This window comes from Streptomyces flavofungini (assembly GCF_030388665.1).
Lineage (GTDB): Bacteria > Actinomycetota > Actinomycetes > Streptomycetales > Streptomycetaceae > Streptomyces > Streptomyces flavofungini_A.
On record NZ_CP128846.1, the window covers coordinates 1,270,146 to 1,295,156 of the forward strand.

Consider the following 25,011-nt stretch of genomic DNA (forward strand, 5'->3'; position numbering starts at 1 on the left):
GTGTCAGTAGGAGTGCGCCTCGTGGAACGTCGGGTTGAACGTCCAGGTGTGCAGGGCGGTCACGGGCCCGGCGGCCGCGACGGCGGCCACGGTGCCCCGCCCGCTGGGCAGGTCACGGACCTGTACCTCGGTCATGCCGGAGCCCTCGGGCTGCGGCACCGCCACCACGCCCGCGCCGTCCTCGACGAGCACGTCCACCTCGTCCGGCGGCACCCTGAGGCCGTAGCCCGCCGCCCGCAGCACCGCCTCCTTGCGGGTCCACAGGCTCAGGAAGAACATCTGCCGGGCGTCCGGGGACAGCCTGCGCAGCAGCCGCTGCTCCCACTCCGTCAGGGCCAGGTGCAGGTTCTCGCCGTAGGCCACGTCGCCGTCCTGGATGTCGACGCCGACTTCGCTGATCAGTGAGACGGCGACGAGCTGCTGGTCGCCGACGTACGCGGAGCTGAAGCACACCTCGTGGTCGACGAGGGCGAGCCGGCCGTGCTCCGTACGGCAGAACTCCACGCTCTTGGGGCCCCGCCCGAGCACCCAGCCGAGGACCCTGCGGGTCGTGGCCCTGGCGCTGAGGAAGGCCCAGCCGTCGCCGGAGCGGCCGAACGCCTCGGCGGTGGCGCGCTCCGCGTCCGTGACCAGTTCCAGCGCCTGAGCGATGATCTGACGCGCGGGCTCCAGGCTGACCCGGAACACATGGAGTTCGCCCGACCGCACGACCAGACCCGAGGGAACCGCGGCCCACCCACCCATCTCACAGATCTCCTTAGTTCGCTGGCCGCCGGGCACACGGAGGGAGGGACCGGGCAGGGCCCGGCCCTCCCTCGCGCGGGCCGGTCAGTCCTGGGAGGCGGCCGGGACGGTGCGCGGCGAGCGCGGCTCGCCCCACACCTTCGAGCCCAGCAGTTTCAACGCGGCGGGCAGCAGCACCCCGCGGATCAAGGTGGCGTCGAGCAGGATGGCGACGGCCAGTCCCACGCCCAACTGCTTCATTTCCAGGGTCGAGAGCGTCGCGAAGACCGCGAACACGGCGACCATGATCACAGCGGCTGTGGTGACCACACCGGCGGAGGTGAGAATGCCGTGCCTAATCGCCTCATGTGCAGAGCCCCCCCGGCTGACACCCTCACGAATCCGGCTCAGAACGAAGACGTGGTAGTCCATCGACAGGCCGTAAAGAACTACGAACAGGATAAGCGGCAGCCAGGAAACGACCGCTCCATTTGAGTCAAAGCCCAGGATGTTTTCGGCCCACTCGTGCTGGAAGACCAGGACGAGGATGCCGTAAGCCGCCGTCACGGAAAGGACGTTGAGGGCGCCGGTGAGCAGCGCGAGCGCCACGGAGCGGAACGCGAGCAGCATGATCCCCAGGCAGAGCAGCATCACGAAGCCGATCACCATCGGCAGCCGGTCCTTGAGCGTCTTGGAGAAGTCCGTGGAGAAGGCGGTGGCGCCGCCCACGGCCCACTTGTCGACGTCCGCGCCCTTCAGCGCCTGCGGTGCCAGGTCCGAACGCAGCAGCTTCAGCGTGTCCTTGGCCTGCTTGCCGTCGGCGTCGCCCTTGACGTGCAGTTCGAGGCGGGAGACCCGGCCGTCCTTGGACACCGAGAGGTCCGGCTTGTCCGCGTCCGCGAACCGGCCCGTCGCCATGGCCTTGGCGTGCAGCCCGGTCAGGAGCTCGGCCACCTCGTCGGCGCGGGACTTGTCGGCCTGCACGGCGACGGCGTGCGAGGTGCCCTCGCTCGGGAAGGCCTCGACCACGCGGTCGTAGGTCCGCATGACCTCGTAGGAGCGCGGCAGGTCCTCGTCTCCGGGCATCTTGAGCTTCATGCCGAGCGCGGGTGCGGCGAGCGCAAGCATCGCCACCAGGCCGATGGTCAGGCACACTCCGGGCGCCTTCAGGACGGGGCGCAGGACGGCCCCCCACAGCTTGCTCTCCTTGCCGACGTTGGTGCGCCGCCACAGCAGCGGGATCCGCGGCCGGTCGATCTTGTCGCCGAGCCCGGCGAGCGCGGCGGGCAGCGCCGTCAGCGAACCGAGGACCGCCACCAGGACGACCAGGACGGTGCCGAGGGCGAGCGAGGAGAACAGCATGCTGCCGGAGAGGAACATTCCGGCCATCGCGATGGCCACCGTCAGACCGGAGACGAGCACGGCCCGCCCCGATGTCGCCACCGCGATCCGCAGCGCCACCTCGGGCGACTTGCCGAGGGCCCGCTCCTCGCGGCGCCTGCGGATGTAGAAGAGCGAGTAGTCGACGCCGACGGCGAGCCCCATGAGCAGGATCAGGCTGGCCTGGTTCTCGTTCACGGGGACGACCAGCGAGGTGACCCCGGCGAGCCCCATGGCGAAGACCACCGCGGTGATGCCGAGCAGCACCGGCAGGCCCGCGGCGAGCAGGGCACCGAAGGCCACCAGGAGGATCACCAGGGTCAGCGGCAGGCTGATGAACTCCGCGCGCTGGAAGTCGGCGCCCAGCTTGGCGCTCAACTCCTTGGTCACGGAGCCCTTTCCGAGCTGCTCCACGCGCAGGTCGCCGTGGGCCTTCTGCTCCGCCTCGGTCGCCTTCAGCATCGGGCCGACGACGGCCTTGGGCTTCTTCTTGTCGTCGCCGGTGCCGAGGTCGAGGGTGACCGGGAGCAGCACGCTGCGCCCGTCCTTCGCGGTGACCGGGTCACCGACGCGGGCCACGTCCTTCACATCGGCGTAGCGCGCACGCAGCGAGGAGACCACGGAGTCTGCCGTGGCGTCGGAGAGCTTGCCGCTGCGCGCCTGGATCAGCACGCGCTCCACGCCCTCGTCGGCGAAGTCCGCGTCGTCCAGCATGCGTTCGGCGACGGCGGCCTGACCGGTCAGGCTGTCGGCGTCCTCCTGGTCCTCCACGCCGGTGACCAGACTCGCCCCGTACGCGAGGATCACCGCGAGGATCCACAGCAGCAGCGTCGTCTTGCGGTGAGCCATGCTCCAGGCAGCCGTGCGTTCCACGACTCCGCGCGGCGGGGCGCTCCCCGATGGGGCGCCGTGCTGGCGCGCGGCCGCCCTCTGTTGGGATTCCTCGGTCACTGACATCGTCAAAGCTCCTCGTCAGGGGGTACGCCGTGACGCTACGCAGCGGCCACCCCGGCGGTCAGGCGTGCAGCCACCCTTGGGCCGGTAGTGCTGCCACCACCGGGGAAGGAAGCGCCTGCACGCTCGGAGAACAGCCGCCGTGCTGCCTAAGATCCCTGGTAGTCGAGTTGGAGGACCGGAGGGGCGACGTGAGGCTGAGACCACCGCGGATCCGTGCGGCCTTGTATCGCATCGCACGAGGACCGCTCGGCCGGGAGACCCGCAACGACCTGTTGCAGTTGCTGACGACACTGGCGATGACGCCGCTGTACTGCGTGCCCGTCATCCTGTTCACGCTGGGCGCGGGCCTCACGCCGCTGCTGCTCCTCGGTCTGCCGCTGCTGCCCCTGGCCATGAAGCTGGCCGGGTGGATCGCCCGGGTGGACCGCGAACGCCTCTACTTCTTGCAGGAGTTGGACATCGACATGCCGCTCGCGCAGTCCGGCGGTGGCTGGAAGGACCGCCTGGAGCGGCTCTTCGGCCGCCGTGCCTGGCGCGAGCTCGGCTTCACCTGCGTCATGACGATGTGGGGGCTCGGGGTCGGCGGCCTGGTGGTGGGGCTGCTCGCGGCGGGGCTGCTGCTCGCGCTGCTCCCCGTGCTCGGCTGGTTCCTGCCGGGTGGCGCCTCGCTGCTCGGCGTGGACCCCTCGACCGTGGCCGGGATGGTGCTCGGCCTCGCCATCGGTCTCGCCCTGCTCGCCGCCGGGCTGTGGGTCAGCGGGCCGCTGGCGAGGACCGAGTCCGCGATGGTCGCCCGGATGCTCGGCGCCAACCGCGTCGACCACCTCGTCCGCCGCATGCTGGACCTGGAGGACAGCCGCTCCCGGATGGTCGACGCGGCCGAGGTGGAGCGTCAGCGCATCGAGCGCGATTTGCACGACGGGGCGCAGCAGCGGCTGCTTTCGGTCGCCATGAGCCTCGGCCGGGCCAAGTCCCGCTTCGACCGGGACCCGAAGAAGGCGCGGCAGCTCCTCATGGCGGCGCACGAGGAGGCCAAGGCCGCCATGCAGGAGCTGCGGGACGTCACCCGCGGCCTGCACCCGTCCATCCTCACCGAGCAGGGCATCGAACCCGCCCTGACCACGATCGTGGCCCGCAGCCCGGTCCCCGTCACGCTCTCCATCGGCCTCGCCGAGCGCCCCTCCCCGCGGGCCGAGGCGGTCGCGTACTACGTGGTGTCCGAGCTGCTGACCAACGTCGCCAAGCACGCGGCGGCGAACCGGGCGGCGGTGCGGGTCTTCCGCGAGGACAACCTGCTGCGCCTGCTCGTCACCGACGACGGGATCGGCGGCGCCGACGCCGACCGGGGCTCGGGCATCCGCGGCCTGCGGGACCGGATCCACGCGGTCGACGGCCACCTCACTCTCTCCAGCCCCGCCGGTGGCCCCACCGTCGTCGACGTCACGCTTCCCTGGAAGGCCTGAGCATCACCATGTTGCGCGTTGTCATCGCGGAAGACTCCGTCCTGTTGCGCAGCGGCCTCGCCAAGCTGCTGATGGACGAGGACATCGACGTCGTGGGGCAGGCCGGGGACGCCGACGAACTGCTCGCCCTGGTCGCCGACGTCGCGCCCGACCTGTGCCTGGTGGACGTGCGCATGCCGCCCACCCACACCGACGAGGGGCTGCGTGCCGCCCTGACGATCCGCGCGGGCGACCCCCGCCAGCCCGTCCTCGTCCTGTCGCAGTACGTGGAGGCCAGGTACGCCTCCAAGCTGCTCGCGAACGGCAGCGTGGGGCTCGGCTATCTCCTCAAGGACCGCGTCGCCGACGTCGACGAGTTCGTGGCGACGCTGCACCGCGTCGCCGAGGGCGGCACGGCTCTCGACGCCGAGGTGGTCAGCCAGGTGCTCGCGGGCACGCAGAAGCAGGACGGCCTGGCGCCGCTCACCGCGCGTGAGCGGGAGGTGCTCGCGCTGATGGCCGAGGGGCTCAACAACGGCGGCCTCGCGGAACGCCTGTTCATCACCGAACGCGCCGTGGAGAAGCACATCCGCTCCATCTTCACCAAGCTCGACCTGCTCCCCGACGACCAGGGCCACCGCCGTGTCCTCGCCGTCCTGCAGTACCTCGACTCGCTCGCCGACGCCCGCAGATCACCGGAGTGAGTGCCCCCTGCCCCCCACCGAGCCGCGCTGACCATCCAAGACCGGAGTTGGACATGTACGAGACCCTCACCTCGACCGGCTCGGCGCCGAGCCCCGCGGGCCGCCCCAGGCGCTCCGTCGTGCGGCGCGTCATCCGCATCGTCGCGATCCTCACCGGCATCACGCTCGTCGGCGGAGCCGCCTGGTACCTGCTGCTGTTCCTGGTCACCCGCACCGACACCGACACCTCCGCGATCGACAATTCGACCCGCAACGTGGTGGTCGAGATCGACAGCGGCGACATCGACATCGACGTGGCCGGGCAGGGCGAGAAGCCTGAGCTGCACAAGAAGCTGACGAAGTCCCTGCGCTCGCCCGACGAGAAGATCGAGCAGGACGGCGACACCCTGCGCATCGACACCGACTGCGGGGAGGGCATGGGCAAGTGCGGCTCCGACTACCGCCTCACGGTGCCGGCCGGCACCCGCGTCAAGGTCGAGACCCGGCTCGGTGACGTGTCCGTGAAGGGCGTACGGGGATCGGTGGAGGCCCGCACCAAGATCGGTGGTGTCCGTCTCGAGCACGTCACCGGTGCCCGGCTCGTCGGCTTCAGCAAGACCGGCGCGGTCACCTTCGAGCACGTCGACTTCGACACCGCCGAGGCCACGTCGAAGCTGGGCGACATCCGCTTCGAGGACATCGAGCCGTTCGAGAAGCTGAAGGCCGTCAGCAAGATGGGCGACGTGGAGCTGCACCTGCCGAAGGACTCGGGACCGTACGACGTGAACGCCTTCACCAAGATCGGTGACCGCAAGGTGGACATCGACCGGGACTCCTCGTCCGGCACGCCGGTGGAGGCCCGCACGAAGATCGGCGACGTGACTGTGCGCGGCGGCTGACGCGCCCACCGACCTCGCCGCCACCGGGACCCCCGCCCGGCGGCGGCCTCCGGGCCCGCGGCATCCCCCGCGCCGCAGGCCACACGAAGGACGCCTCCGACACCGTGGTCGGAGGCGTCCTTCGCTCGTTCGACGCGCTGCGCGCGCGGGCCGGGTCAGGGCAGCCGGAACCCGAGGTCCGCGTCGATGTCCTGGACGTCCATCTGCGCGCGCTGGAGCGTGCCCGCGTAGTCCCAGTTCACCGACTGCCACGAGGTGAACTGGTCGATGACCCAGATGCCCGACTGGCGGCTGCCGTTGCCGGACAGGCCGTTGCCGCCGAAGGGCAGGTGCGCCTCCGCGCCGACGGTGGAGTTGTTCACGCTGACCATGCCCGCCGTGCAGCGCTCGCGGAAGGAGAACGCCGTCCGCGCGGAGTCGGTGTAGATCGCGGCCGACAGGCCGTACCCGTGGCCGCCCGCGAGGTCGAGCGCCTCGTCGAAGGTGTCGTACGCCATGACGGACACCAGCGGCCCGAACGTCTCGGTGCGGTACAGCTCGTCGTCGGGGCGCACCCCGGCCACGATCGTCGGGTGCGCGAACACGCCCGCGTCCGGGTCGCCGACGAAGCCCTTGCGCGGGCTCGCGGAGGTGATCCGGCCGGTGGCGGTGGAGCCGGACAGGGCGTGGTGGGGGCGGACGAGGTCCAGGGAGCCGAGGAAGTCCGCCAGGTACCGCTCGCCGATGAGCGGGCCGTAGAACACCTCGTCGCGCCGCGGGTCGCCGACGGTCAGGTCCTCCACGGCCGCGCTGAAGCGGCGCAGGAACTCGTCGTGCACGTCGCGGTGGACGATCGCGGTGCCCAGCGACGTGCAGCGCTGTCCCGCAGTGGCGAAACCGCTGAAAACCGCGCCCTGGACGGCGAGGTCGAGGTCGGCGTCGTCCGTGACGAGCAGCGGGTTCTTGCCGCCCAGCTCCAGGCACGGGGACTGCAGATGGCGCCCGGCGAGTTCACTGACCCTGCGGCCCGCGGCCGTCGACCCGGTGAACCCGATCTTCTGGACCAGCCCCTCCTGGAGGGCCCGCTCCAGGCCCGCGTACGTGGCCTCGCCGTCGGCGTGCACCAGGCGCAGCACGTTTTCGGGCACCCCGCCCGCGGTGAACAGCGCCGCGAGGGCCTCCGCGACGGCGACCGCGGACTCCGACGGCTTCCACACGACGGTGTTTCCGCACAGGAGCGCCGGTACGAGGTACCAGGCGGGCACGGCGGCCGGGAAGTTCGCCGCCGTCACGATCACGGCGGTGCCCAGCGGCTTGCGGTAGGTGAACAGCTGCTTGTCGGGCATCTCGCTGGGCACGGTCTGGCCGTACAGGCGCCGGCCCTCGCCGAGGAAGAAGTCGCAGGTGTCGATGACCTCCTGCACCTCGCCCAGGGCCTCGCCGTAGGGCTTGCCGACCTCCCGGGTGATCAGCGCGGCCAGCGCCTGCTTGTTCTCTGCCACGAGGCGTCCCACGTTCTGCGCGACCCGGCCCCGCAGCGGCGCGGGCAGCGCCGCCCACGCGGTGCGCGCGCCGTGGGCGGCCCGGGCGGCGGCGACCAGGCCGTCCGCGTCGCTCAGCGTCCGCTCGGCGACGACGTCCGCGAGGTCGGCGGGATTGCGCGACACGGTCTGCCGCGCGGTCGCGGCACTCTTCGAGTCAGCCATGTTGGCCAGCCCTCTCTTCACGTGTGAACACCGACACGCACAAGCACGCGCATGTCGGCACACGGCCGGAAAGCCGTGTCAATGGACCCTTAGCCACCTTGATCTCCATGTCACAACTTTTGCCGAAGATCGTGACAACGGGGATATCGCCGTCAGGCGGTGGCCGCCCGCTGCTGCTCCCGCTCGGCCAGCAGATAGGCGGCGAGCCGCGCGACCGTCGGGTGGTCCCACACGGCCGTCGGCTCGACCTGGATGCCCAGCCAGTCCTCCACGTCGGCGGCGAAGGCGACCACCGCGACCGAGTCGAGGCCGTACTCCCCGAGCTCCTGCTGGGGGTCGACCGGCGCGTCCAGGTCGGGGACGTACTCGCCGACCCGGTCGACGAGCCAGCGTTCCAGCTCGTCGAGGGTGAGCGTGTCGGAAGCCGTGTTCTCCATCTGATTGCTCCTCAGGTCACTTGCTGTACATGTCTGTTGTCGCCCTTGCGTGCCGGAATCCGGCCGGGCACGCGGGCAGGTCCCGACCGGTCGGGCCGGTCAGCGGTACTGGCGCGCGGAGATGCCGAAGCTCACCGTGCGGTCGTCGCGGCTCAGGAGTTCGTCGACGAGGGCGCCCTCCACGTCGTCCGGTACGTCGACGGGCTGTCCTGCGGTGATGCCTTCCAGGCGGGTCAGGGCGGCGACGAGCCACTCCGGGCGGGCCAGGAAGTCGTCACCGGGCGCGTGCCGCCACACCCCGACGCACGCGGCGGCGGCGAGCGCCGTGGTGTACCGGGCGGCGAGGTCGCGGACCTCGACGGTGGCGGCGATGGACAGATCGCGCGGCTTCAGGCCCGCGCAGGCCTCGGTGAGTGCGCGCACACCGCGGATCTGACGCTCGATGAGGGGCCGCAGGGCCGCGGGGACGTCGTCGTCGAGGGCGGCGTTGAGCGCCATCACGAGACCGTCCTTGCCGCCCGCGGTGACCCGCAGGCCGGGCAGGTCGAGCGGCGGGAGTTCGGCGTCGGGGACGAACAGGGCCGCCGGGGCGGGGGCCGCGTCCCGCCACGAGCGGCGGGCGAGCACGGGCAGTTGCGGCAGCACCGCGGACAGGCAGGCGGCGCGGGCGATGTGCCCGAAGCCGACCGGCTTGATGTCCCGCGCCATCTTCTGGAACACCCCGTGCTGCCCGTCGCGGCGGTAGAACTCGGAGCCCATCACCAGCGAAAGCTGCTCGAACGCGTCGAGGGTCACCCCGGCCAGGAGGTACTTCACGGCGGGCGCGTAGGCGCTGCCGGACTCCGGCAGGGCGTGCAGCGACCGGGCGGCGACGGCCCCGAACGCCTCGCACAGGAGCAGGTCGGCGAAGGTGTTGGCCAGGGTGGTGCGCACCATCGGGATGGACGCGGCGTCGCGGCCGTAGAGGCGGCGCGCGCGCATGTGGTGCAGGGTGACGCGCAGGCCGGTGTCCAGCATCGCCGTGCTCATCGCGGGCATGGCGATGCGGGTCAGCTGGAAGGCGCGGTTGGCCGTCTCCAGGCCGGTGCCCGGGGCGCCGAGCAGCGCGTCGGCGGCGACGGGGAAGGAGTCCACCGCGATGCCGCCGAGGCGCACGCCGCGCATCCCGACGGAGCGGAAGCGCGGCAGGAACCGCACCCGGTCCGGGTCGAGGTCGGCCGTCGGCACGAGCAGCTGGGAGCAGGAGCGGGGGCCGCCGTCGGGGTCGGTGCGGGCCAGGAACACCATGGCGTCGGCCCGGTCCAGGTTGGTGATGGACTCCTTGCGGCCGCTGAGGACGAGGCGTCCTTCGGCGGGCGTGGCCGCGAACTCGACCGAGCCGATGTCGTTGCCGTGCGCGAGCTCGTGGAACGCGCAGGAGACCTTGTGGCCCGCGAGCAGCAGTTCCGCGGTGTCGCGCCGCTGGTCGGGCGATCCGGCGGTCCAGACGTTGACCGCCCCGAGCAGGGAGCTGGAGCAGTGGCCGAGGCCGAGGCTCGGGTCGCGCCGGTAGACGGACCGCATCAGCTCGATGAGGTGGTCGACGCGTTCGAGCCGGCCGCCGAGCGCGCCGGGCACGAACTCGGAGAGGATCCCGAACTCGTCGAGGGCGCTCGCGCCGCCGACCGGGACCTCCTCGCGTTCGTCGGCGGTCAGGACGGCGGCGAACCCCGCGCCGCCCGCGGCGTCGAAGGGGTCACCGAGGCGTTCCTCGAGGGCTTCCATGCGTGCGTGGACGTCACTCATGCGGACACCTCCACCGGCGTGCCGAACAGGGAGACACGGGCGCCGTCGTCGCTGAGGAGCAGACGGCCGAGTTCGTCGAAGACGGCGTTCGCCTCCGGGGGCCGGGTGCCGAGGCCTTCGAGGGCCAGGGCGAGCGCGCCGCGCAGCCACAGCCCCTCGCGCCACGCGGGGCGGTCGTGGGCCTGCGGGTTGGCGGCCCACACCGCGAGGGCGGCGGCCCCGGCGAAGCACCACTCGTAGCGTTCCGCGAGCCGCATCGTCGCCGTCGCGGGCAGGCCCGCGGCGGGCCGGAGCGCGGCGATCCGGGTGCCGAGGTCGCCGTGGGCGTCGAGCAGGCGGGCGGCGAGCCGGTCGGCGCCGCCGGGCGGCTCGGCGGTGAGGGCGGCGACGAGTTCGCCGAGGGCGCCGAGGACGGAGTCGCGGCGCGGCATCACGCCGAGGCGGCTCAGGTCGAGGGCGGCCGGCTCGTGGTCCGCGCGCAGCCATTCCCGCACGGGGCGGCCGGTGCCGGGGCGCGGGCGGCGGCCGGGGCGCAGGGCGGGCAGGCTCGTCGCGAGGGCGCTGCGGTTGACCCAGGTGCTGCCGTCGAAGATGCCGACGACCTGGTGGTCCCGCTCGATCTTGGCGAAGCCGCCGTAGCCGTCCACGCCGGTCAGGAAGGAGCGGGCGCCGAGCAGTTCGCCGACGAGGCGGAGCTGGCCCTGCACGAGGGTCGGCACCAGGGCCTTGGTGATCGCGGACACGGTGCTCAGTTCCTCGGGCACCTCGTGGGCGGCGCGGGCCGCCGTGAACGAGACGGCCTCGGCGAGCAGTTGCCTGGCCACGGCCCGGCCCGCGACGGCGCGGGCGTGCGGCAGGTCGGCCAGGCGCCTGCCGTGCAGTCGGCGCTCGGCCAGGAAGTCCCGGCCGATCTCCAGGGCGTGGTCGCCGGCGCCGAGGGACAGCGCCACGCAGGCCACCCGGGTCAGCTGGAGCGACTTCAGGACGAGTTCGAGGCCGCCGCCGACGGTGCCGATGAGCGCGTGGGCGGGTACGCGGGCGTCCCGGAACTCCACGCCGCTGATGTCGGCGCTGCGGATGCCGTGCGTGGGCACCTTCGGCAGGTGGCGCACGGTGCCGCGGGGCGTGGCGTCCTTGTCCACCAGGAACACGCTGAAGCCGCGCGGTCCGCCGCCGGGGTCGGTGCGGGCCAGGACGCAGACGAAGCGGCCGCGGGTCGCGTTGTTCACGGGCCACTTGCGCCCCGAAAGGCGCCAGCCGGAGCCGTCCCTGACCGCGGTGACCTCGCCGGAGAGCAGGTCGCTGCCCCGGTCCGGCTCGGTGAGTCCCCAGGCGACGGGCTCGCCCGCGAGGACGTGCCGGGCCAGGGATGCCGCCGCCGCGCTGTCGCCCGCGGCCCACACCGAGGCGGTGCCGAGGAACGTCTTGCCGTGCGCGACGGCGACGGTCAGGTCACGGGCCGCCACCGCGCGCAGCAGGCCGTGCACCTCGTCCAGGCGCTCCAGGCGCCCGCCGTGCCTGCCGGGGACGTAGTGGTCGGGCAGTCCCCACTGGTCGAGGGCCGCGCAGGCCTGGGCCGGGAACGTCTCGGCCTCGTCGTGCGCGGCCAGCAGCGCGGGGTCGAAGGGGCCGCCGGGCCGTGACCAGAGGTCGACCTCCGCGGCCAGCTCGGATGTACTCAACTCAACTCTCCTGTCGCGGATACGGCCGGCTCGGCCCGCTCCTGGTAGCCGTCGGACCACAGCGGTTGCAGCGCGCCCTCGAGGTAGAGCGCGCGCATCGCGGACCGCTGGACCTTGCCGCTCGTGGTGCGCCGCACCCCGCCGCGCCGCATCAGCAGCACCGAGTGCGCGCGCAGCCCGAACTCGCGGGACACGGTGTTGCGCATCCGTGCGGCGAGCGCGGCCAGTTCCTCGTCCGGGGCGCGGCGGCGGACCTCGTGGATGACCACGAGCCGCCCGTCGTCGCTGTCGTCCGCGGGCACGGACACCACGGAGCCGACGGTGTCGCGCAACGGCTCGTGGTGCTGCCGCAGTTCGTGCTCGATGTCGTGCGGGTAGACGTTGCGGCCCCGGATGATCATCATTTCCTTGATGCGTCCGGTGATGTACAGCTCCCCGGCGACGAGCACACCGAGGTCCCCGGTGCGCAGGAACCCGCCCTCGTCGCCGAGCCGTTGGCCGAAGGTGGCGCCGGTCGCCTCTTCGTTGCGCCAGTAGCCGCGCACGACCGAGTCACCGCGCAGCCACAGCTCGCCGACCTGCCCCGGCGGCAGTTCCTCCAGGCTCACCGGGTCGACGATCCTGGCCTCGATGTCGAGCAGCGCGCCGCAGCTCACCAGGGTGCGGGCCGGGCCGTCGGCGGCCGGTTCCAGGCGGCCGTGCTCCAGGGCGCCGGGGTCGCAGCGCAGCACGACCGGGGTGCGGCGCGGGGAGCTGGAGACGAGCAGGGTCGCCTCCGCCATGCCGAAGCACGGCGCGAACTGCTCGATCCGGAACCCGGCGGGCGCGAACCGCTCGGCGAAGTCGTCGAGGACGCTGGCCTTGACCGGTTCCGAGCCGCTGACGGCGTACTTCCAGCGGGACAGGTCGAGTCCCGCGACGTCCTTCTCGGCGACGCGGGTGACGCAGAGTTCGTATGCGAAGTTCGGCGCGGCCGAGACGGCGATGTCGAAGTTCTGGATCAGCTCCAGCCAGGACCGGGGCCGCCGCAGGAAGGCGGCGGGCCGCATCAGGACGCAGCCGTGCCCGGCGAGCAACGGGGACAGGATCAGTCCCATCAGGCCCATGTCGTGGTAGTTCGGCAGCCAGCCGCCGAACGTCTCGCCCTCGGCGAGCGGGAACGCCGCGTCCGTGGTCGCCGCGTTCGCGAGCAGGTTGCCGTGCGTGACGATGCTGCCCTTGGGGTCGTTCGTCGAGCCGGACGTGTACTGGAGCACGGCGACGGCCTCGCGGTCGGCGGTGTGCAGGGCGAAGTCGTCGGCACGGCGGCCGAGATCGATGCTCGGGGAGAGCACCGGCGCGCTGATGCCCTGCTGTTCGCTCCAGGCAAGGACGTCGTCGCGCTCGTCGGGCGCGGTCAGCACGCAGCCGATGTCGGCGTCGTGGGCGATGCCGCGCACCCGGCGCTGGTCCTGCTGGTAGCGCCCGGGCATCGAGGAGGGCACCGCCACCAGGCCCGCGTAGAGGCAGCCGAGGACGGCCGCGACGAACTCGGCCGAGGTCGGCTGGAGCAGCAGGACGCGCGCGCCCACCGGGCACACCTCGCGCAGGTCGCGCGCGAACACGCGGGCCGCCTGGTCGAGTTCGGCGAACGTGAGCCGCTGGGCGGACGCGGGGTCCGTGGGGTCGCTGACGATCACGACGGCCTGCCGGTCGCCGATCTCGTGTGCGTGCCGTGCGAAGACCTCGGACACGCTGGTCGCACCGAGAAGGTCCACCATGCTTCGTGTACTCCTGAGTCAAGGGGTCGAGGAGCCGCTGGTCACCGTCAGGACGGCGGTGGGCACGGGCAGTCGGGGGCGCGGCCGTCGCGGGCGGCCCCCGTCCCTCCCGTCACGTACAGCACACTGATCCGCTCTATGCGGTTTCTATAAACGGTGCCGCGCGGCTTCGCCAGCGGCCTCTCCAAGCGGCGCCGCGCGGCTCGGTCGCCCCTGGACGGCGCCCCGTACACTCGATCTTCCGTTCGACCTGGAGGGGGCGGGGCGACAACCGCCGGACGGCTAGGGGCAGTACGAGCAGGGGGGCTCGCAAGCGATGGAATTCCGCATCCTCGGACCGGTCGAGGCGAGCGCGGACGGCGCCGTGGTCACGCTGTCCGGCGCCAAGATCCACACTGTGCTCGCCACCCTGCTCCTGGCCCGCGGCCGCCCCGTGACGTACGAGCAGTTCAGCTCCCGGCTCTGGGGCTGGGACCCGCCGTCCTCGATGCACGCGCAGATCCATTCGTACATCCACAAGCTGCGCAAGAGCCTCGGCGAGGGAGCGCTGCTCACCCGGCAGCACCGGGGCTACCAACTCGACGCCGCCGACTCGGTGTTCGACCTGGTCCAGTTCGAGGAGCTGGCGGAGGCCGGGCGCCGCGCGGTCGACCGCGGCGACCAGCGCACGGCGACGGCGAAGCTGACGGCCGCGCTCCGGCTCTGGCGCGGCACCCCGCTCGCGAACGTCACCGACCACCTCGCCGAGCTGGAGCGCCCCCCGCTGGAGGAGGCGTACCTGACCACCATCGAGCAGCGGGTCACGGCCGACCTGGCGCTCGGCGCGGACGCCCGCCTCGTCCCCGAGCTGACGAGCCTGGTGCGGGAACACCCCCTGCGGGAACGTTTCCGTGCCCAGCTGGTCATCGCCCTCGGCCGCAGCAACCGCCAGGCCACCGCGCTCCTCACCTACCACGAGGGGCGCAGGCTCCTCGCGGAGCAACTGGGCGTGGACCCGGGGCCGGAGCTGTCCGAGGCGTACCAGTCGGTGCTGGACGAGGGGACGGCCACGACGGCCGGGACGACGGGAACGACCGGGGCCGCAGGGAAGCCGGGAGCGACGCCTTCCGTCTCCCCCACGGCCCCGTCCCAGGCCCTCCGTGCGACAGGCCCCGAGCGGTCCGGATCCACGGCGGCGCTCCTGCCGCCGAACATCGACCCCTTCCTGGGCCGGGCGGCCGAACTCCGCACCGTCGAGCGGAAGGTCGCCGCGGCGGCTGAATCCGACGGGGCAGCCGCGAGGACGGGCGCGGCCCCCGCACTCGTCCTCGTCACCGGCCCGGTCGGCTCCGGCCGGACGGCGCTCGCGGTCCGGGCCGCCCACGCCCGCGCGGGCCTGTTCCCGGACGGCGTCCTGTTCGCGCGGGCCGCGGCACCGGACGGCGCCCCGCACAGCGCGGAGCACGTCCTCACCCTCCTCCTCACCGGCCTGGACGAACGCCCCCCGCCGGACGCCGACGCGGCCGAACTGCTCCGCAGGTACCGCCTCGCGTCGCACGGACGGCGCCTGCTCGTCGTCCTGGACGACGTGGCCGCGGAGCAGGACGTGGAGCAGTTCGTCCCGAGCAGCCCTCACGCGGCAGTCGTCCTGACCGGCGACCGCAGGCTGCCGACGGTGACCCACGAGGACACGGTGTGCCTCGGACCGCTGGCGGGCGCCGACGCCGTGGAACTCCTGGCCGCGATCGGCGGCCGGGAGACGGTGCTCGGGGATCCGGCGGCGGCGCGCGCGGTCGTCGCGTACTGCGACGGCCTCCCGCTGGCCGTGCGTCTGGTCGGCGCGCGCCTGGCCGCCCGCCCGCTGTGGACCGTCGCCGACCTCGCGGCCCGCCTCGCCGACCCGGCCCGCCGCCTGCGTGAGCTGGGCTACGGCGCGCAGAGCCTGCACGGCACGCTGATGGCGGCGGTGCGGCGGCTCCCCGAGCACGTACGGGCGCTGCTGCCGCGGCTGGGCGCGCTGTCCGGGCCGGAGCGGGGGCAGGGGCGCGGGGCGGGTGCCGGGCCGGGGGCCAGGCCGGGTGGTCTGGGTGACGGGCCGGGTGACGGGCCGGAGTTCGGCGCGGCGGACCTCGTCGAGGACCCGGAGTTGGAGCCGGTCGTCGAGGCGGGGTTGGAGCAGTTGGCCGACGCGTGGCTCGTGGTGCCCTCGGCGCACGACGAGCGGGGCAGGGCGCGGTTCCGCTGCACCGCCCTCACGCGTCTCGTCGCCGAGGAGCTGGCGGCCGGGTCGGCGGCGGAACGACGGCCGGCACCCCGCGGGATCTCGACCCCCGAATAGTCGGCGCGGCAGCGATCACCGCAGGGCCCGCTCACCAGGCGTCGAAATCCTCACCCCCGTCGTGCCTCGCGCCCGACTCCTCCTCGTCTTCCCCTAGGGCGCGGTACAGCTCGGGGTGTATCGCGGGCGTATCGAAAAGCGCATACGCCTGCGCAACAGACCTCCGTCTTCAGTGGAGGCATGAACCACCGCTTATCGACGGTCGGTTCGCCGATCGAGGAGGAACATCTTCATGGACTCGGATTCCGTACGCAGCGTCGACCGGAGACGACTGCTCGGATGGGGTGGAATGGCGGCCGCCAGTGTGGCGGCGGCCGGTACACAACTGGTAGGCGCCCAGCCGGGCCACGCCGCCCCGGCTCCCACTGATCCCCGCGCCGTCCCGCCGGACACTCGGCCCGGCGGTGCCTACGACCGGTACGTGGCGAAGCTGGCCGCCGAGGACAAGTTCTCCGGCGTGGTGGTGCTGTCGCACCGGGGCCGGACGGTGCTGTCGCGCAGCTACGGGATGGCCGACAAGGAGAAGGGGATCCGCAACCATGAGGGTGTCGCGTTCAATCTCTCCTCGGCGGGTAAGCCGTTCGGCGCGGTGGCCATCCTGCAGTTGGCGCAGCGGGGGAAGTTGAACCTTTCGGACACGGTGGGCACCCATCTCACGGGCTTCGCCGAGGAGATCGCGGAGAAGGTGACCATTCACCATCTGCTCTCCGGCACCTCCGGTCTGAACACCCCGGAGGAGGACCTGCAACGCGTCTTCAAGAGCCGGGACGAGGTGCACGAGTTCTACGAGCGGTGGGCCCGGCAGGCGAAGCCGGTGGCCGCCCCCGGAACCCCCACCGACCACGCCGGCGCCGAGGTCGCCATCCCCGCGCTGATCGTAGAGGCCGTGACCGGCACGACGTACTGGGACTACGTCCAGGAAAACATCTTCGATCGTTGCGGCATGACCGGCACGTCGTTCTACACCAGGCCGCAGTGGCTCACCGACAAGCACATCGCGCACTCGTACATGCGCCAGGCCGACGGCAGCCGGGTGGACGCCGTCCGCAACTTGGACAAGGGCAGCCCGGACCCACACCAACTGGGCAAGAACCCGGCCCGCAGCTTCATCGACCCCCCGGGGGACGGCGGCTTCGCCACCGCGCCGGACCTGGTCCGGTTCGCGCAGGCTCTGGGCGACGGCACGGTACTGGACCGGCCCTACGCCGAGCTCTTCACCGGCGCCAAGATCCCCCTCCCCCCGCAGGGAGGCGGCCTGCGGGCCGGCCGGGCCACCCCCGCCGACGCGTCGTTCGCGACGTACATGATGCCGGTGAGCCTGGTCAAGGGCCAGTGGTTGAACGGGCGCGCCGGTGTCAACCCCGGCAGCTTCGCCAGTTGGAACATCTACCCGGACACCGGTTGGGTCGGCGTCATCCTCGGCAACTACGACGACGTGCCGTTCCAGGAGATCATCCAGCAGGAGATGCAGGCCGTCATCGGCTGACGCCGACCGCCCGGCATCCTCACTCACCCTCGAGCGAGCGACCACGCAGAGGGACTCTCTGAACCCTGCCCAACCCTGCCCAACCCTGCTCACGAAAGCCCGGCACATTGCCACGACACGATGAGCCTGGCCTCTTTGCTGGGCATGCCCGTACGAGAGGAACCGGCGGTCTGCGAGTCGGAACGGCCAAGGGCCGGTTTCGGATAACTCCGAAACCGGCCCTGCCCTGCAACTGTCTCCAGTCGGGACGACAGGATTTGAACCTGCGACCCCTTGACCCCCAGTCAAGTGCGCTACCAAGCTGCGCCACGTCCCGTTGCGTTCCTCGCGGTGTCCCGCGTGATCACGCAGGTAGAACTCTACCGCACGCCGCGGGGTGGTCCGGTGCGTGTGGGTCCCGGCGAGCACAAGAGGTGTGCCCCGGCCCGCCTCGGGATGCGGGGCGCGCGAGAATCGGCGTATGACTGGCGCACTTGGACCGGACGGCGCGGGGCGCGGCCGTGACCGTGACGCGGAGGGGCGGGCTCGCAACGCCCGGCCGCGCGACGGGCTGGGGCGGCCGTTGCCGTACGGCTCCGACGGGGTGGAACGGCAGCCTGAGGGCGTGCTGCGCGCCCCTCGCGAGACCGTCGCCGAGGCCCAGGCGCTCCTCGACGCCGGGCGGCCCTTCCACGCGCACGAGGTGTTCGAGGACGCCTGGAAGTCCGGCCCCGACGAGGAACGCGGCCTGTGGAAGGGGCTCGCGCAGCTCGCCGTCGGGCTCACCCACTCCGCGCGCGGCAACACGACGGGCGGGGCCCGGCTGCTGCGGCGGGGCGCGGGCGCCGTGTCGGCGTGGACCGAGGAGAAGCCGGGGCGGGACCGGCCGTACGGGATCGGCGTACCGGAACTGGTCGAGTGGGCGGGAGAGTTGGCGGCGCGGGTGGAGCGGGACGGACAGCTCGCGGACGCCGCCGCCTGCGCGCCCACGTTGTGCCCCGGCGACGAGGGCGCTTCGGCCGGACCCGGGGCGGGCGGCGTCGACGGCTGAGGACGCGGTGACGGGTTCCGCACCCGGCGGCGGCCCTCGCGCGCGCGTGCGGCACACTCGCCCCGTGCGAAAGATTCATGTCATCGGCATCGGCGCGGGCGACCCCGATCAGCTGACCCTGCAGGCGGTCAAGGCGTTCGGGGACACCGACGTGTTCTTCATCCTCGGCAAGGGCGAGGAGAAGGCGGACCTCGTGGCGCTGCGCCGGGGCATGCTCGACGCGCACCGGCCGGACGGGGACTACCGGGTCGTCGAGGCCCGCGACCCCGAGCGCGACCGCGCGGCGGGCGGCGCGGACTACTCGCCGGCCGTCGGCGACTGGCGCAGCCGCCGCGCCGACATCTACGAGCGGCTCATCGCCGACGAGCTGGGCGCGGACCAGACGGGGGCGTTCCTCGTGTGGGGCGATCCCGCGCTGTACGACTCCACCATCGGGATCCTGGAGGAGGTGCTCGGGCGGGGTGCCGTGGCCTTCGGCTACGACGTCGTGCCCGGCATCAGCAGCGTCTCCGCCCTCGCCGCCCGCCACCGCACCGGCCTGAACCGCGTCGCGCGCCCCGTCCAGATCACCACGGGCCGCCGCCTCGCCGACGAGGGCTTCCCGGCCGGGGTCGACGACGTGGTGGTGATGCTGGACGCCCGGCAGGCCTTCCGGCGGTACGCCGACCGCGACGACGTCGAGATCTACTGGGGCGCCTACATCGGCACCCCCGACGAGATCCTGGAGTCGGGGCCGCTCCCCGAGGCGGCCCCGCGCATCGAGCGGCTGCGCGCCGAGGCCCGCGCCCGCAAGGGCTGGATCATGGACACCTACCTGCTGCGCAGGCGTACGGACGGCTGACCCGCCCCGCGGCCCACCGCGCAGGCACCGGCCCGGAGCCCCGTCACCGGACCGGACGGCCCCGCATGCACACCCCCGGAGCGGGTGTGAGGGTGAGGCTGTGACCGTTACCGATCAGCCCGTGGCCGCGGCGGAGCAGGGGCCGCCGGTCCTGGACAAGCGCCGGCGCAATGTCGTCTTCGTGACGATCATGCTGGGTGTCCTGCTCGCCGCGCTCGACCAGACGATCGTGGGGACCGCGCTCCCGACGATCGTGTCGGACCTCGGCGGTGCCGAGCACATGTCGTGGGTCGTGACGTCGTACCTCCTCGCGGAGACGGTCGCCACGGTGCTCGTCGGCAAGTTCGGCGACCTGTTCGGGCGCAAGATCGTGTTCCAGGTGTCGGCGATCGTCTTCATCACCGGCTCGTTCCTGTGCGGCCTCGCCACGAACATGACGCTGCTCATCGCCTGGCGGGCGCTGCAGGGCATCGGCGCGGGCGGCCTGATGGTCACGGCGATGGCGCTGATCGCCGATGTCATCCCGCTGCGGGAGCGCGGCAAGTACCAGGGCGCGATCGGCGCGGTCTTCGGTGTGTCCACGGTCATCGGGCCGCTGCTCGGCGGTCTGTTCACGGACCATCTGACCTGGCGCTGGGCGTTCTACGTCAACGTCCCCATCGCGATCCTCGTGGTCGCGGCGGCGGCCCGCACGATCCCGGTGGTGAAGTCGGCGTCGCGGCCCGTCATCGACTATCTGGGCATCGCCCTGGTGGCGGTCGGCGCGAGCGCGCTGATCCTGGCGACGAGCTGGGGCGGCAACGAGTACGCGTGGGGCTCGGGCGTCATCATCGGGCTCTTCGCGGGCGGGCTGGCGGCGCTCGCGGGCTTCTGCTGGGTGGAGACCCGCGCGGCCGAGCCGATGCTGCCCATGCGGCTCTTCGCGAACCCCGTCTTCACGGTCTGCTCCGTGCTCAGCTTCGTCGTCGGCTTCGCGATGCTCGGCGCGATGACGTTCCTGCCGACCTATCTGCAGTACGTCGACGGGGACTCGGCCACGATCTCCGGCGTGCGGACGCTGCCGATGGTCGTCGGCCTGCTCATCGCGTCGATCCTCAGCGGCAACGTGGTCAGCAAGACGGGCACGTACCGGATCTTCCCGATCGTGGGCTCCCTGGTGATGGCGCTCGGCCTGTTCCTGCTGTCGCTGATGGGCAGCGGGACCAGTACGTGGCTGGAGTCGCTGTACATGTTCGTGCTCGGCGCCGGGATCGGCCTGTGCATGCAGGTGCTCACCATCGCCGTCCAGAACACCGTCGCCTACGCGGACCTCGGCACGGCGACGTCCGGCGTCACCTTCTTCCGCACGCTGGGCAGCTCGTTCGGGACGGCCGTGTTCGGCACGATCTACGCCAACACGCTCGCCCCGAACCTGCGGGACGGGGTCGCCGAGGCCTCCCGTACCGGCGCCGCGCCGCCGGACGCCGTCGCGAAGGCCGCACAGAGCCCGCAGGGGCTGCACGACCTGCCGGGCGCGGCGGCGGCACCGCTGGTCAAGGCGTACGCGGACACGCTCCAGACGGTGTTCCTGTGGACGGTGCCGGTCGCGCTCGTCGGGTTCGTCGTGGCGCTCTTCCTCAAGCAGGTCGAGCTGCGCGACAGCGCGCGGATGAGCTCGTCCGACCTCGGCGAGGGGTTCGCGTCGCCGCAGTCCGGCGACCCGGGCCGGCTCCTGGAGCTCGCCGTCGGCAACATCCTGCGCGAGAAGGGCCCGCAGACCGCGCGCGCCGTCATCCAGCGGTCCGACACGCGTCTGGACATGGCCGGGGCCTGGGCGGTGATGCAGGTCGCCCTGTTCACCCGGATGGTCGGCCACGCCAACCTGAACCTCATCGCGGCCCGCCGCCAACTGCCGCCCGAGGTCCTGGTGCCCGTGTTCGACCGCATGGTCGAGGAGGGCTATCTGAGCCGCACCGGGACGCTGTTCCAGCACACGGCCGCGGGCGCGCGGGAGGCCGAGGTGATCGGCACGGCGTGGGGGGCGTGGCTGCGCGAGCAGTTGGAGAAGGACCGCGGCCGCCCCCTGGAGGACACGGCCGAGGGCGACGGCAAGCTGATGGCGGCGGTCGACGCGATCGCGAAGCGGCTCCTCGCGGAGGACCTCGCGCACGGGCTCGCCCTCGACCGGGGGCAGGCGGGCCGCCCGGCGGCGAAGACATCGGCCTAGGTCCGGCCTGTCACACCCCGAGCCGCGCCAGCGCCGTCTCCACGTCGGCCACCGTCGGCATCCCCGGCGGCGGCGCCGGGCGGCGCACCATCACCACGGGCAGGGACAGGGCGCGGGCGGCCGTGAGCTTGGCGGCCGTCGCCGCGCCGCCGCTGTCCTTGGTGACGAGCACGTCGATACGGTGCTCCCGCAACAGCGCCGTCTCGCTCTCGACGGTGTAGGGGCCGCGGTCCAGGAGGATCCGCACGTCGCGGGGCAGCGGCGGTTCGGGGGGCTCGACGGAGCGTACGAGGAAGTGCAGGGCGTCGTACGGGGCGAAGGCGGCGAGGCCGAGGCGGCCGGTGGTGAGGAAGACGCGGCGGCCGAGGGCCGGGAGCGCGGCCGCGGCGTCCGTCAGGGAGGCGACGTCGTGCCAGTCGTCGCCGGGGCCGGGGCGCCAGCCGGGGCGGCGCACGGCGAGCGCCGGGACGCCGGTGGTCCGCGCGGCCTGCGCCGCGTTCACGCTGATCGTGGTCGCGAAGGGGTGCGTGGCGTCGACGAGCGCGGTCACGCCGTGGTCCCGCAGCCACCGCGCGAGACCGTCGGGGCCGCCGAAGCCGCCGACGCGCACGTCGCCTTCGAGCGCCGCGGGCCGGGTGACGCGGCCCGCGAGCGACGTGGTCACCCGGGTGTCGGGCCGGGCGGCGAGGGCGGCGGCGAGGCGGCGGGCCTCGGTGGTGCCGCCGAGGACGAGCACGTGGGGCATGGGTCGAGGGTACGCGGGGCCCAGTCCGGGCCGTCCGGCCCCCGAGGCCGGTGCGGCGGCGTCAGCGCAGCAGGAGTTGGAGCCCGCCGAGGACCGTCGCGCCGATGACGAGCTGTTCGAAGAGCCGCTGGTTGATGCGGTGCACGCACGCCTTGCCGATGAGGGCGCCCGGGATCACGAACAGGACGAGGGCGGCGTCGAGCAGCAGCGAGGGTCCGTCGATGAGGCCGAGGCCCACGCTGAAGGGCACCTTGGAGGTGTTGACGATGAGGAAGAACCACGCCGAAGTGCCGAGGAAGCTCAGCTTCTTGAAGCCCGCCGAGAGCAGATACATCGACATCACGGGACCGCCCGCGTTGGCGACCATCGTGGTGAAGCCGCCGAGCACGCCGTAGGAGGGCGCCGCGATCCGGGCCGTCGCCCACGCCGTCCCGCCCTCTTCGTCGGCCGGGGCGCCGTTCGCGGCCGGCCTGCGACGCCGCCACGTCGTCACGGCGGCCATGAGGAGCAGGATCGCCCCGATCGGCGTACGCATCACGGCGTCGTCGGCGAACATCAGGAACACCGTGCCCAGGGCGACGCCGGCGCCGACCGCGGGGAACAGCCGCCACAGCGTGGGCCAGTGGGCGTGTCTGCGGTAGGTGAGGACGGCGAGGACGTCCCCGGCGATGAGGATCGGGAGGAGCACTCCCGTCGACGCGCGGGCCGGGAGTACCGCGGCGAAGACAGCGAGGCTGATGGTGTTCGCGCCGCTGACGGCGGTCTTGGAGAAGCCGACGACCCCGGCGGCCAGGGCCAGGGCGCCGAACTCCCAGACGGTCAGGGCGGACAGGGCGGAGGTGGCGGCGGAGGCGTCCATGCTGGGCACCGATGGTATGCCGGGGCACTTTGCGCCGGGGGTGCTCCGGGGCCGGTCCCGTTCGACGGGCGCGGTGCCGGGGTCAGTCCCGTTCGACGAGCAGGGCGGTGCCCTGGCCGACGCCCACGCACATCGTGGCGAGGCCGCGAGTGGTGCCGGTGCGGCGCATGCGGTGCAGGAGCGTGGTGAGGATGCGGGCGCCGGAGCAGCCGAGGGGGTGGCCGAGCGCGATGGCGCCGCCGTCGGGGTTGACCAGGTCCGGATCGATGCCGAGGGCGTCCACGCAGGCGAGCGCCTGGGCGGCGAACGCCTCGTTGAACTCGGCCTCCTGGATGTCGGCGACGCTCCAGCCCGCCCGGGCCAGGGCCTTGCGGGTGGCGGGCACGGGGCCGATGCCCATCACGTCGGGGTGCACTCCGGCGGAGGCACCCGTCGCGTACCGGCCGAGGGACTCGAGGCCCAGGTCGTTCAGGGCCTCCTCGCTGACCAGGAGCAGGCCCGCCGCGCCGTCGTTCATGGGCGAGGCGTTGCCCGCCGTGACGGTGCCGCCCGCGCGGAACACCGGGCGCAGTCCGCTGAGCTTCTCGTAGGAGGTGTCCTCGCGGATGCTCTCGTCCGCGTCGAGGACCGTGCCGTCGGGGGTGGTGACGGGCAGGAGTTCGGCGTCGAAGTGGCCATGCTTCCGGGCGGCGGCGGCGCGTTGGTGGCTGCGCAGGGCGAAGGTGTCCTGGCGCTCGCGGGAGACGCCGTGCCGGGCCGCGACCTCCTCGGCCGTCTCGCCCATGGAGAGGAGCCCGTGCAGCTCCTTCATCCTCGGGTTGACCAGGCGCCAGCCGAGGCGGGTGTCGGCGGTCTCCATGCGGTGCGGCAGGGTCTCGTCGGGGCGCGGGAGGACGAAGGGGGCGCGGCTCATGGACTCGGAGCCGCCCGCGAGCACGATGTCGGCGTCGCCCGCGGCGATGGTCCGCGCGGCCAGGGTGACCGCCTCCAGGCCGGAGGCGCACAGGCGGTTGACCGTGGCGCCGGGGACGGAGTCCGGGAGTCCGGCGAGGAGGACGGCCATGCGGGCGACGTTGCGGTTGTCCTCGCCCGCCTGGTTGGCCGCGCCCCAGTAGACCTCGTCGACGCGGGCCGGGTCGAGCCCCGGCAGGTCGTCGAGCAGGCCGCGGACGACGGTGGCGGCGAGGTCGTCCGGGCGGACGGCGGAGAGGGCACCGCGGAGCCGCCCGATCGGCGTGCGGCGGGCGGCGGCGAAGTGGACGGTGCGCACGGGGCGACTCCGAGACATGAGCGGTTTAATTAGCGCTGCTAGTTTCGGAGTGTACGGGGCTCCTCAGGCGGCCGTCCAGGCGCGGAAGACACCGACGCAGCCGTGGACCTTCAGCTCGTGCCGGTCGAAGTGCTGGTCGAGCTGTGCCCGCAGGTCGTCGAGCGTGTCGGCGTCGTTGTGGAACGCGCCCCGCTTGTTCAGGGTCCGCATCGCCCGGCGCGCGGCGCCGGACACCGGCACCCCGGCCGAGAGGACCGTGGTGCCGAAGACGATACCGCCGGGCCGGACCACGGCCGCGGCGTGCGCCAGGGCGATCCCCTTCTCGCGCAGCGTGCCGGGTACGCAGTGCAGCAGGTAGCTCATCCCGACCGAGTCGTGGGACCGCGCCGCCACCGGCAGGGGTTCCAGTATGTTCGCGCGGACCGTCTCGACCCGGTGGCGCCGGAGCCGGTGCGCCGTGTGGGCCAGGGAGTTGCGGTTGAGGTCGACCAGGGTGATGCGCGGGTCGGGCACGGGGAAGCGGGCGTGGTGGAGCAGGTAGCCGGTGCCCACGCCGATGTCCATGTGGCGCGCGCCGACACTGCTGTCGTACAGCTCCCGGGACACCGCCGACGGGCAGCGCCACAGGAGGGGCGCCGTGCCCCGGTACACCAACAGGTCGTAGAGGGCGAGGAACGGCTTCGAGTACCCGGACTGCCCGTCGACGACCCCTTGGTCGAGGCGCTGGTCGAGGGGCTTGCCGGCGTGGGCGTGGGCGCCGTCGGACGTCATCATGCTCCTTCAGGAGTGGTGGGCTGCTGCTGGGCCGGTACGGGCCGGGCGTG

Annotated in this window: 19 protein-coding genes and 1 tRNA gene; 8 read left to right on the forward strand and 12 right to left on the reverse strand. The window is 72.8% G+C overall.

The window, feature by feature from the left end:
- Nucleotides 1-3: 3 nt before the first annotated feature.
- On the reverse strand, nt 4-744 hold the full coding sequence (locus tag QUY26_RS04985; protein WP_289943886.1) for a 4'-phosphopantetheinyl transferase family protein: 741 nt from the start codon (nt 742-744) through the stop codon (nt 4-6).
- An 84-nt stretch (nt 745-828) separates the two neighbouring features.
- Entirely contained in the window at nt 829-2,952 is a 2,124-nt protein-coding gene (locus tag QUY26_RS04990) for an MMPL family transporter (RefSeq protein ID WP_289943887.1), read from the reverse strand.
- 329 nt (nt 2,953-3,281) lie between these two features.
- Here QUY26_RS04990 and QUY26_RS04995 point away from each other — a divergent pair, with 329 nt between their 5' ends.
- From QUY26_RS04995 to QUY26_RS05005, 3 genes are read left to right on the forward strand one after another with little or no spacing between them, the layout of a single operon-like run.
- The gene (locus QUY26_RS04995) at nt 3,282-4,523 is read left to right on the forward strand and encodes a sensor histidine kinase (RefSeq protein WP_289943888.1); all 1,242 of its coding nucleotides are present in this window, start codon (nt 3,282-3,284) and stop codon (nt 4,521-4,523) included.
- A gap of 11 nt (nt 4,524-4,534) precedes the next feature.
- The gene (locus tag QUY26_RS05000) at nt 4,535-5,206 is read left to right on the forward strand and encodes a response regulator transcription factor (RefSeq protein WP_289955487.1); all 672 of its coding nucleotides are present in this window, start codon (nt 4,535-4,537) and stop codon (nt 5,204-5,206) included.
- A gap of 53 nt (nt 5,207-5,259) precedes the next feature.
- Nucleotides 5,260-6,084 (forward strand): DUF4097 family beta strand repeat-containing protein, encoded by an 825-nt coding sequence (locus tag QUY26_RS05005; protein ID WP_289943889.1) that lies wholly within the window; start codon nt 5,260-5,262, stop codon nt 6,082-6,084.
- A gap of 155 nt (nt 6,085-6,239) precedes the next feature.
- Here QUY26_RS05005 and QUY26_RS05010 read toward each other — a convergent pair whose 3' ends face one another.
- The 5 genes from QUY26_RS05010 to QUY26_RS05030 all read right to left on the reverse strand — a co-directional run bounded on the left by QUY26_RS05010 (nt 6,240) and on the right by QUY26_RS05030 (nt 13,433).
- Nucleotides 6,240-7,769, reverse strand: coding sequence for an aldehyde dehydrogenase family protein (locus QUY26_RS05010; RefSeq protein WP_289943890.1), 1,530 nt, complete (start codon nt 7,767-7,769; stop codon nt 6,240-6,242).
- A 152-nt stretch (nt 7,770-7,921) separates the two neighbouring features.
- Complete coding sequence (locus QUY26_RS05015) at nt 7,922-8,206, reverse strand: acyl carrier protein (RefSeq protein WP_289943891.1); 285 nt, start codon at nt 8,204-8,206, stop codon at nt 7,922-7,924.
- A gap of 99 nt (nt 8,207-8,305) precedes the next feature.
- Nucleotides 8,306-9,991 (reverse strand): acyl-CoA dehydrogenase, encoded by a 1,686-nt coding sequence (locus tag QUY26_RS05020; RefSeq protein ID WP_289943892.1) that lies wholly within the window; start codon nt 9,989-9,991, stop codon nt 8,306-8,308.
- The gene (locus QUY26_RS05025) at nt 9,988-11,673 is read right to left on the reverse strand and encodes an acyl-CoA dehydrogenase family protein (RefSeq protein ID WP_289943893.1); all 1,686 of its coding nucleotides are present in this window, start codon (nt 11,671-11,673) and stop codon (nt 9,988-9,990) included. Before QUY26_RS05025 ends, QUY26_RS05020 begins: the two co-directional genes overlap by 4 nt.
- Nucleotides 11,670-13,433 carry a fatty acyl-AMP ligase gene (locus QUY26_RS05030; RefSeq protein WP_289943894.1) on the reverse strand — a complete coding sequence of 588 codons (1,764 nt, stop codon included), beginning with the start codon at nt 13,431-13,433 and terminating at the stop codon, nt 11,670-11,672. Before QUY26_RS05030 ends, QUY26_RS05025 begins: the two co-directional genes overlap by 4 nt.
- 316 nt (nt 13,434-13,749) lie before the next feature.
- Between QUY26_RS05030 and QUY26_RS05035 the strand changes: the two genes are divergently transcribed.
- Together QUY26_RS05035 and QUY26_RS05040 are read left to right on the forward strand one after the other, a co-directional pair.
- Complete coding sequence (locus QUY26_RS05035) at nt 13,750-15,750, forward strand: AfsR/SARP family transcriptional regulator (RefSeq protein ID WP_289943895.1); 2,001 nt, start codon at nt 13,750-13,752, stop codon at nt 15,748-15,750.
- A 421-nt stretch (nt 15,751-16,171) separates the two neighbouring features.
- A complete protein-coding gene (locus tag QUY26_RS05040; RefSeq protein WP_289943896.1) occupies nt 16,172-17,236 on the forward strand; it encodes a serine hydrolase domain-containing protein in 1,065 nt (354 codons plus the stop codon).
- A gap of 242 nt (nt 17,237-17,478) precedes the next feature.
- Here QUY26_RS05040 and QUY26_RS05045 read toward each other — a convergent pair.
- A tRNA-Pro gene (locus tag QUY26_RS05045) sits at nt 17,479-17,552 on the reverse strand.
- Nucleotides 17,553-17,696: 144 nt separating this feature from the next.
- Between QUY26_RS05045 and QUY26_RS05050 the strand changes: the two genes are divergently transcribed.
- The 3 genes from QUY26_RS05050 (at nt 17,697) to QUY26_RS05060 (ending at nt 21,313) form a co-directional block, all read left to right on the forward strand.
- Nucleotides 17,697-18,266 carry a DUF309 domain-containing protein gene (locus tag QUY26_RS05050; RefSeq protein ID WP_289943897.1) on the forward strand — a complete coding sequence of 190 codons (570 nt, stop codon included), beginning with the start codon at nt 17,697-17,699 and terminating at the stop codon, nt 18,264-18,266.
- Nucleotides 18,267-18,330: 64 nt separating this feature from the next.
- On the forward strand, nt 18,331-19,107 hold the full coding sequence (gene cobF, locus QUY26_RS05055) for a precorrin-6A synthase (deacetylating) (RefSeq protein WP_289943898.1): 777 nt from the start codon (nt 18,331-18,333) through the stop codon (nt 19,105-19,107).
- A 100-nt stretch (nt 19,108-19,207) separates the two neighbouring features.
- Entirely contained in the window at nt 19,208-21,313 is a 2,106-nt protein-coding gene (locus tag QUY26_RS05060; RefSeq protein ID WP_289943899.1) for an MDR family MFS transporter, read from the forward strand.
- Nucleotides 21,314-21,323: 10 nt separating this feature from the next.
- Here QUY26_RS05060 and QUY26_RS05065 read toward each other — a convergent pair whose 3' ends face one another.
- The 4 genes from QUY26_RS05065 to QUY26_RS05080 form a co-directional block, all read right to left on the reverse strand.
- Entirely contained in the window at nt 21,324-22,058 is a 735-nt protein-coding gene (locus QUY26_RS05065; RefSeq protein WP_289943900.1) for a cobalt-precorrin-6A reductase, read from the reverse strand.
- 61 nt (nt 22,059-22,119) lie between these two features.
- Nucleotides 22,120-22,917: a sulfite exporter TauE/SafE family protein gene (locus tag QUY26_RS05070; RefSeq protein ID WP_289943901.1), complete on the reverse strand. Its 798-nt coding sequence runs from the start codon at nt 22,915-22,917 to the stop codon at nt 22,120-22,122.
- 82 nt (nt 22,918-22,999) lie between these two features.
- Nucleotides 23,000-24,187 (reverse strand): thiolase family protein, encoded by a 1,188-nt coding sequence (locus QUY26_RS05075; protein ID WP_289943902.1) that lies wholly within the window; start codon nt 24,185-24,187, stop codon nt 23,000-23,002.
- A 63-nt stretch (nt 24,188-24,250) separates the two neighbouring features.
- Nucleotides 24,251-24,961, reverse strand: a complete 711-nt coding sequence (locus QUY26_RS05080) for a class I SAM-dependent methyltransferase (protein WP_289943903.1) — start codon at nt 24,959-24,961, stop codon at nt 24,251-24,253.
- Nucleotides 24,962-25,011: the final 50 nt, after the last annotated feature.

Coding starts and splice junctions, on each gene's coding strand:
- QUY26_RS05070 (WP_289943901.1), bottom strand. CDS start 22,917: ATGGACGCCTCCGCCGCCACCTCCGCCCTGTCCGCCCTGACCGTCTGG.
- QUY26_RS05065 (WP_289943900.1), bottom strand. CDS start 22,058: ATGCCCCACGTGCTCGTCCTCGGCGGCACCACCGAGGCCCGCCGCCTC.
- QUY26_RS05015 (WP_289943891.1), bottom strand. CDS start 8,206: ATGGAGAACACGGCTTCCGACACGCTCACCCTCGACGAGCTGGAACGC.
- QUY26_RS04990 (WP_289943887.1), bottom strand. CDS start 2,952: ATGGCTCACCGCAAGACGACGCTGCTGCTGTGGATCCTCGCGGTGATC.
- QUY26_RS05020 (WP_289943892.1), bottom strand. CDS start 9,991: ATGAGTGACGTCCACGCACGCATGGAAGCCCTCGAGGAACGCCTCGGT.
- QUY26_RS05035 (WP_289943895.1), top strand. CDS start 13,750: ATGGAATTCCGCATCCTCGGACCGGTCGAGGCGAGCGCGGACGGCGCC.
- QUY26_RS05050 (WP_289943897.1), top strand. CDS start 17,697: ATGACTGGCGCACTTGGACCGGACGGCGCGGGGCGCGGCCGTGACCGT.
- QUY26_RS05030 (WP_289943894.1), bottom strand. CDS start 13,433: ATGGTGGACCTTCTCGGTGCGACCAGCGTGTCCGAGGTCTTCGCACGG.
- QUY26_RS05005 (WP_289943889.1), top strand. CDS start 5,260: ATGTACGAGACCCTCACCTCGACCGGCTCGGCGCCGAGCCCCGCGGGC.
- QUY26_RS05010 (WP_289943890.1), bottom strand. CDS start 7,769: ATGGCTGACTCGAAGAGTGCCGCGACCGCGCGGCAGACCGTGTCGCGC.
- QUY26_RS05080 (WP_289943903.1), bottom strand. CDS start 24,961: ATGATGACGTCCGACGGCGCCCACGCCCACGCCGGCAAGCCCCTCGAC.
- QUY26_RS04985 (WP_289943886.1), bottom strand. CDS start 744: ATGGGTGGGTGGGCCGCGGTTCCCTCGGGTCTGGTCGTGCGGTCGGGC.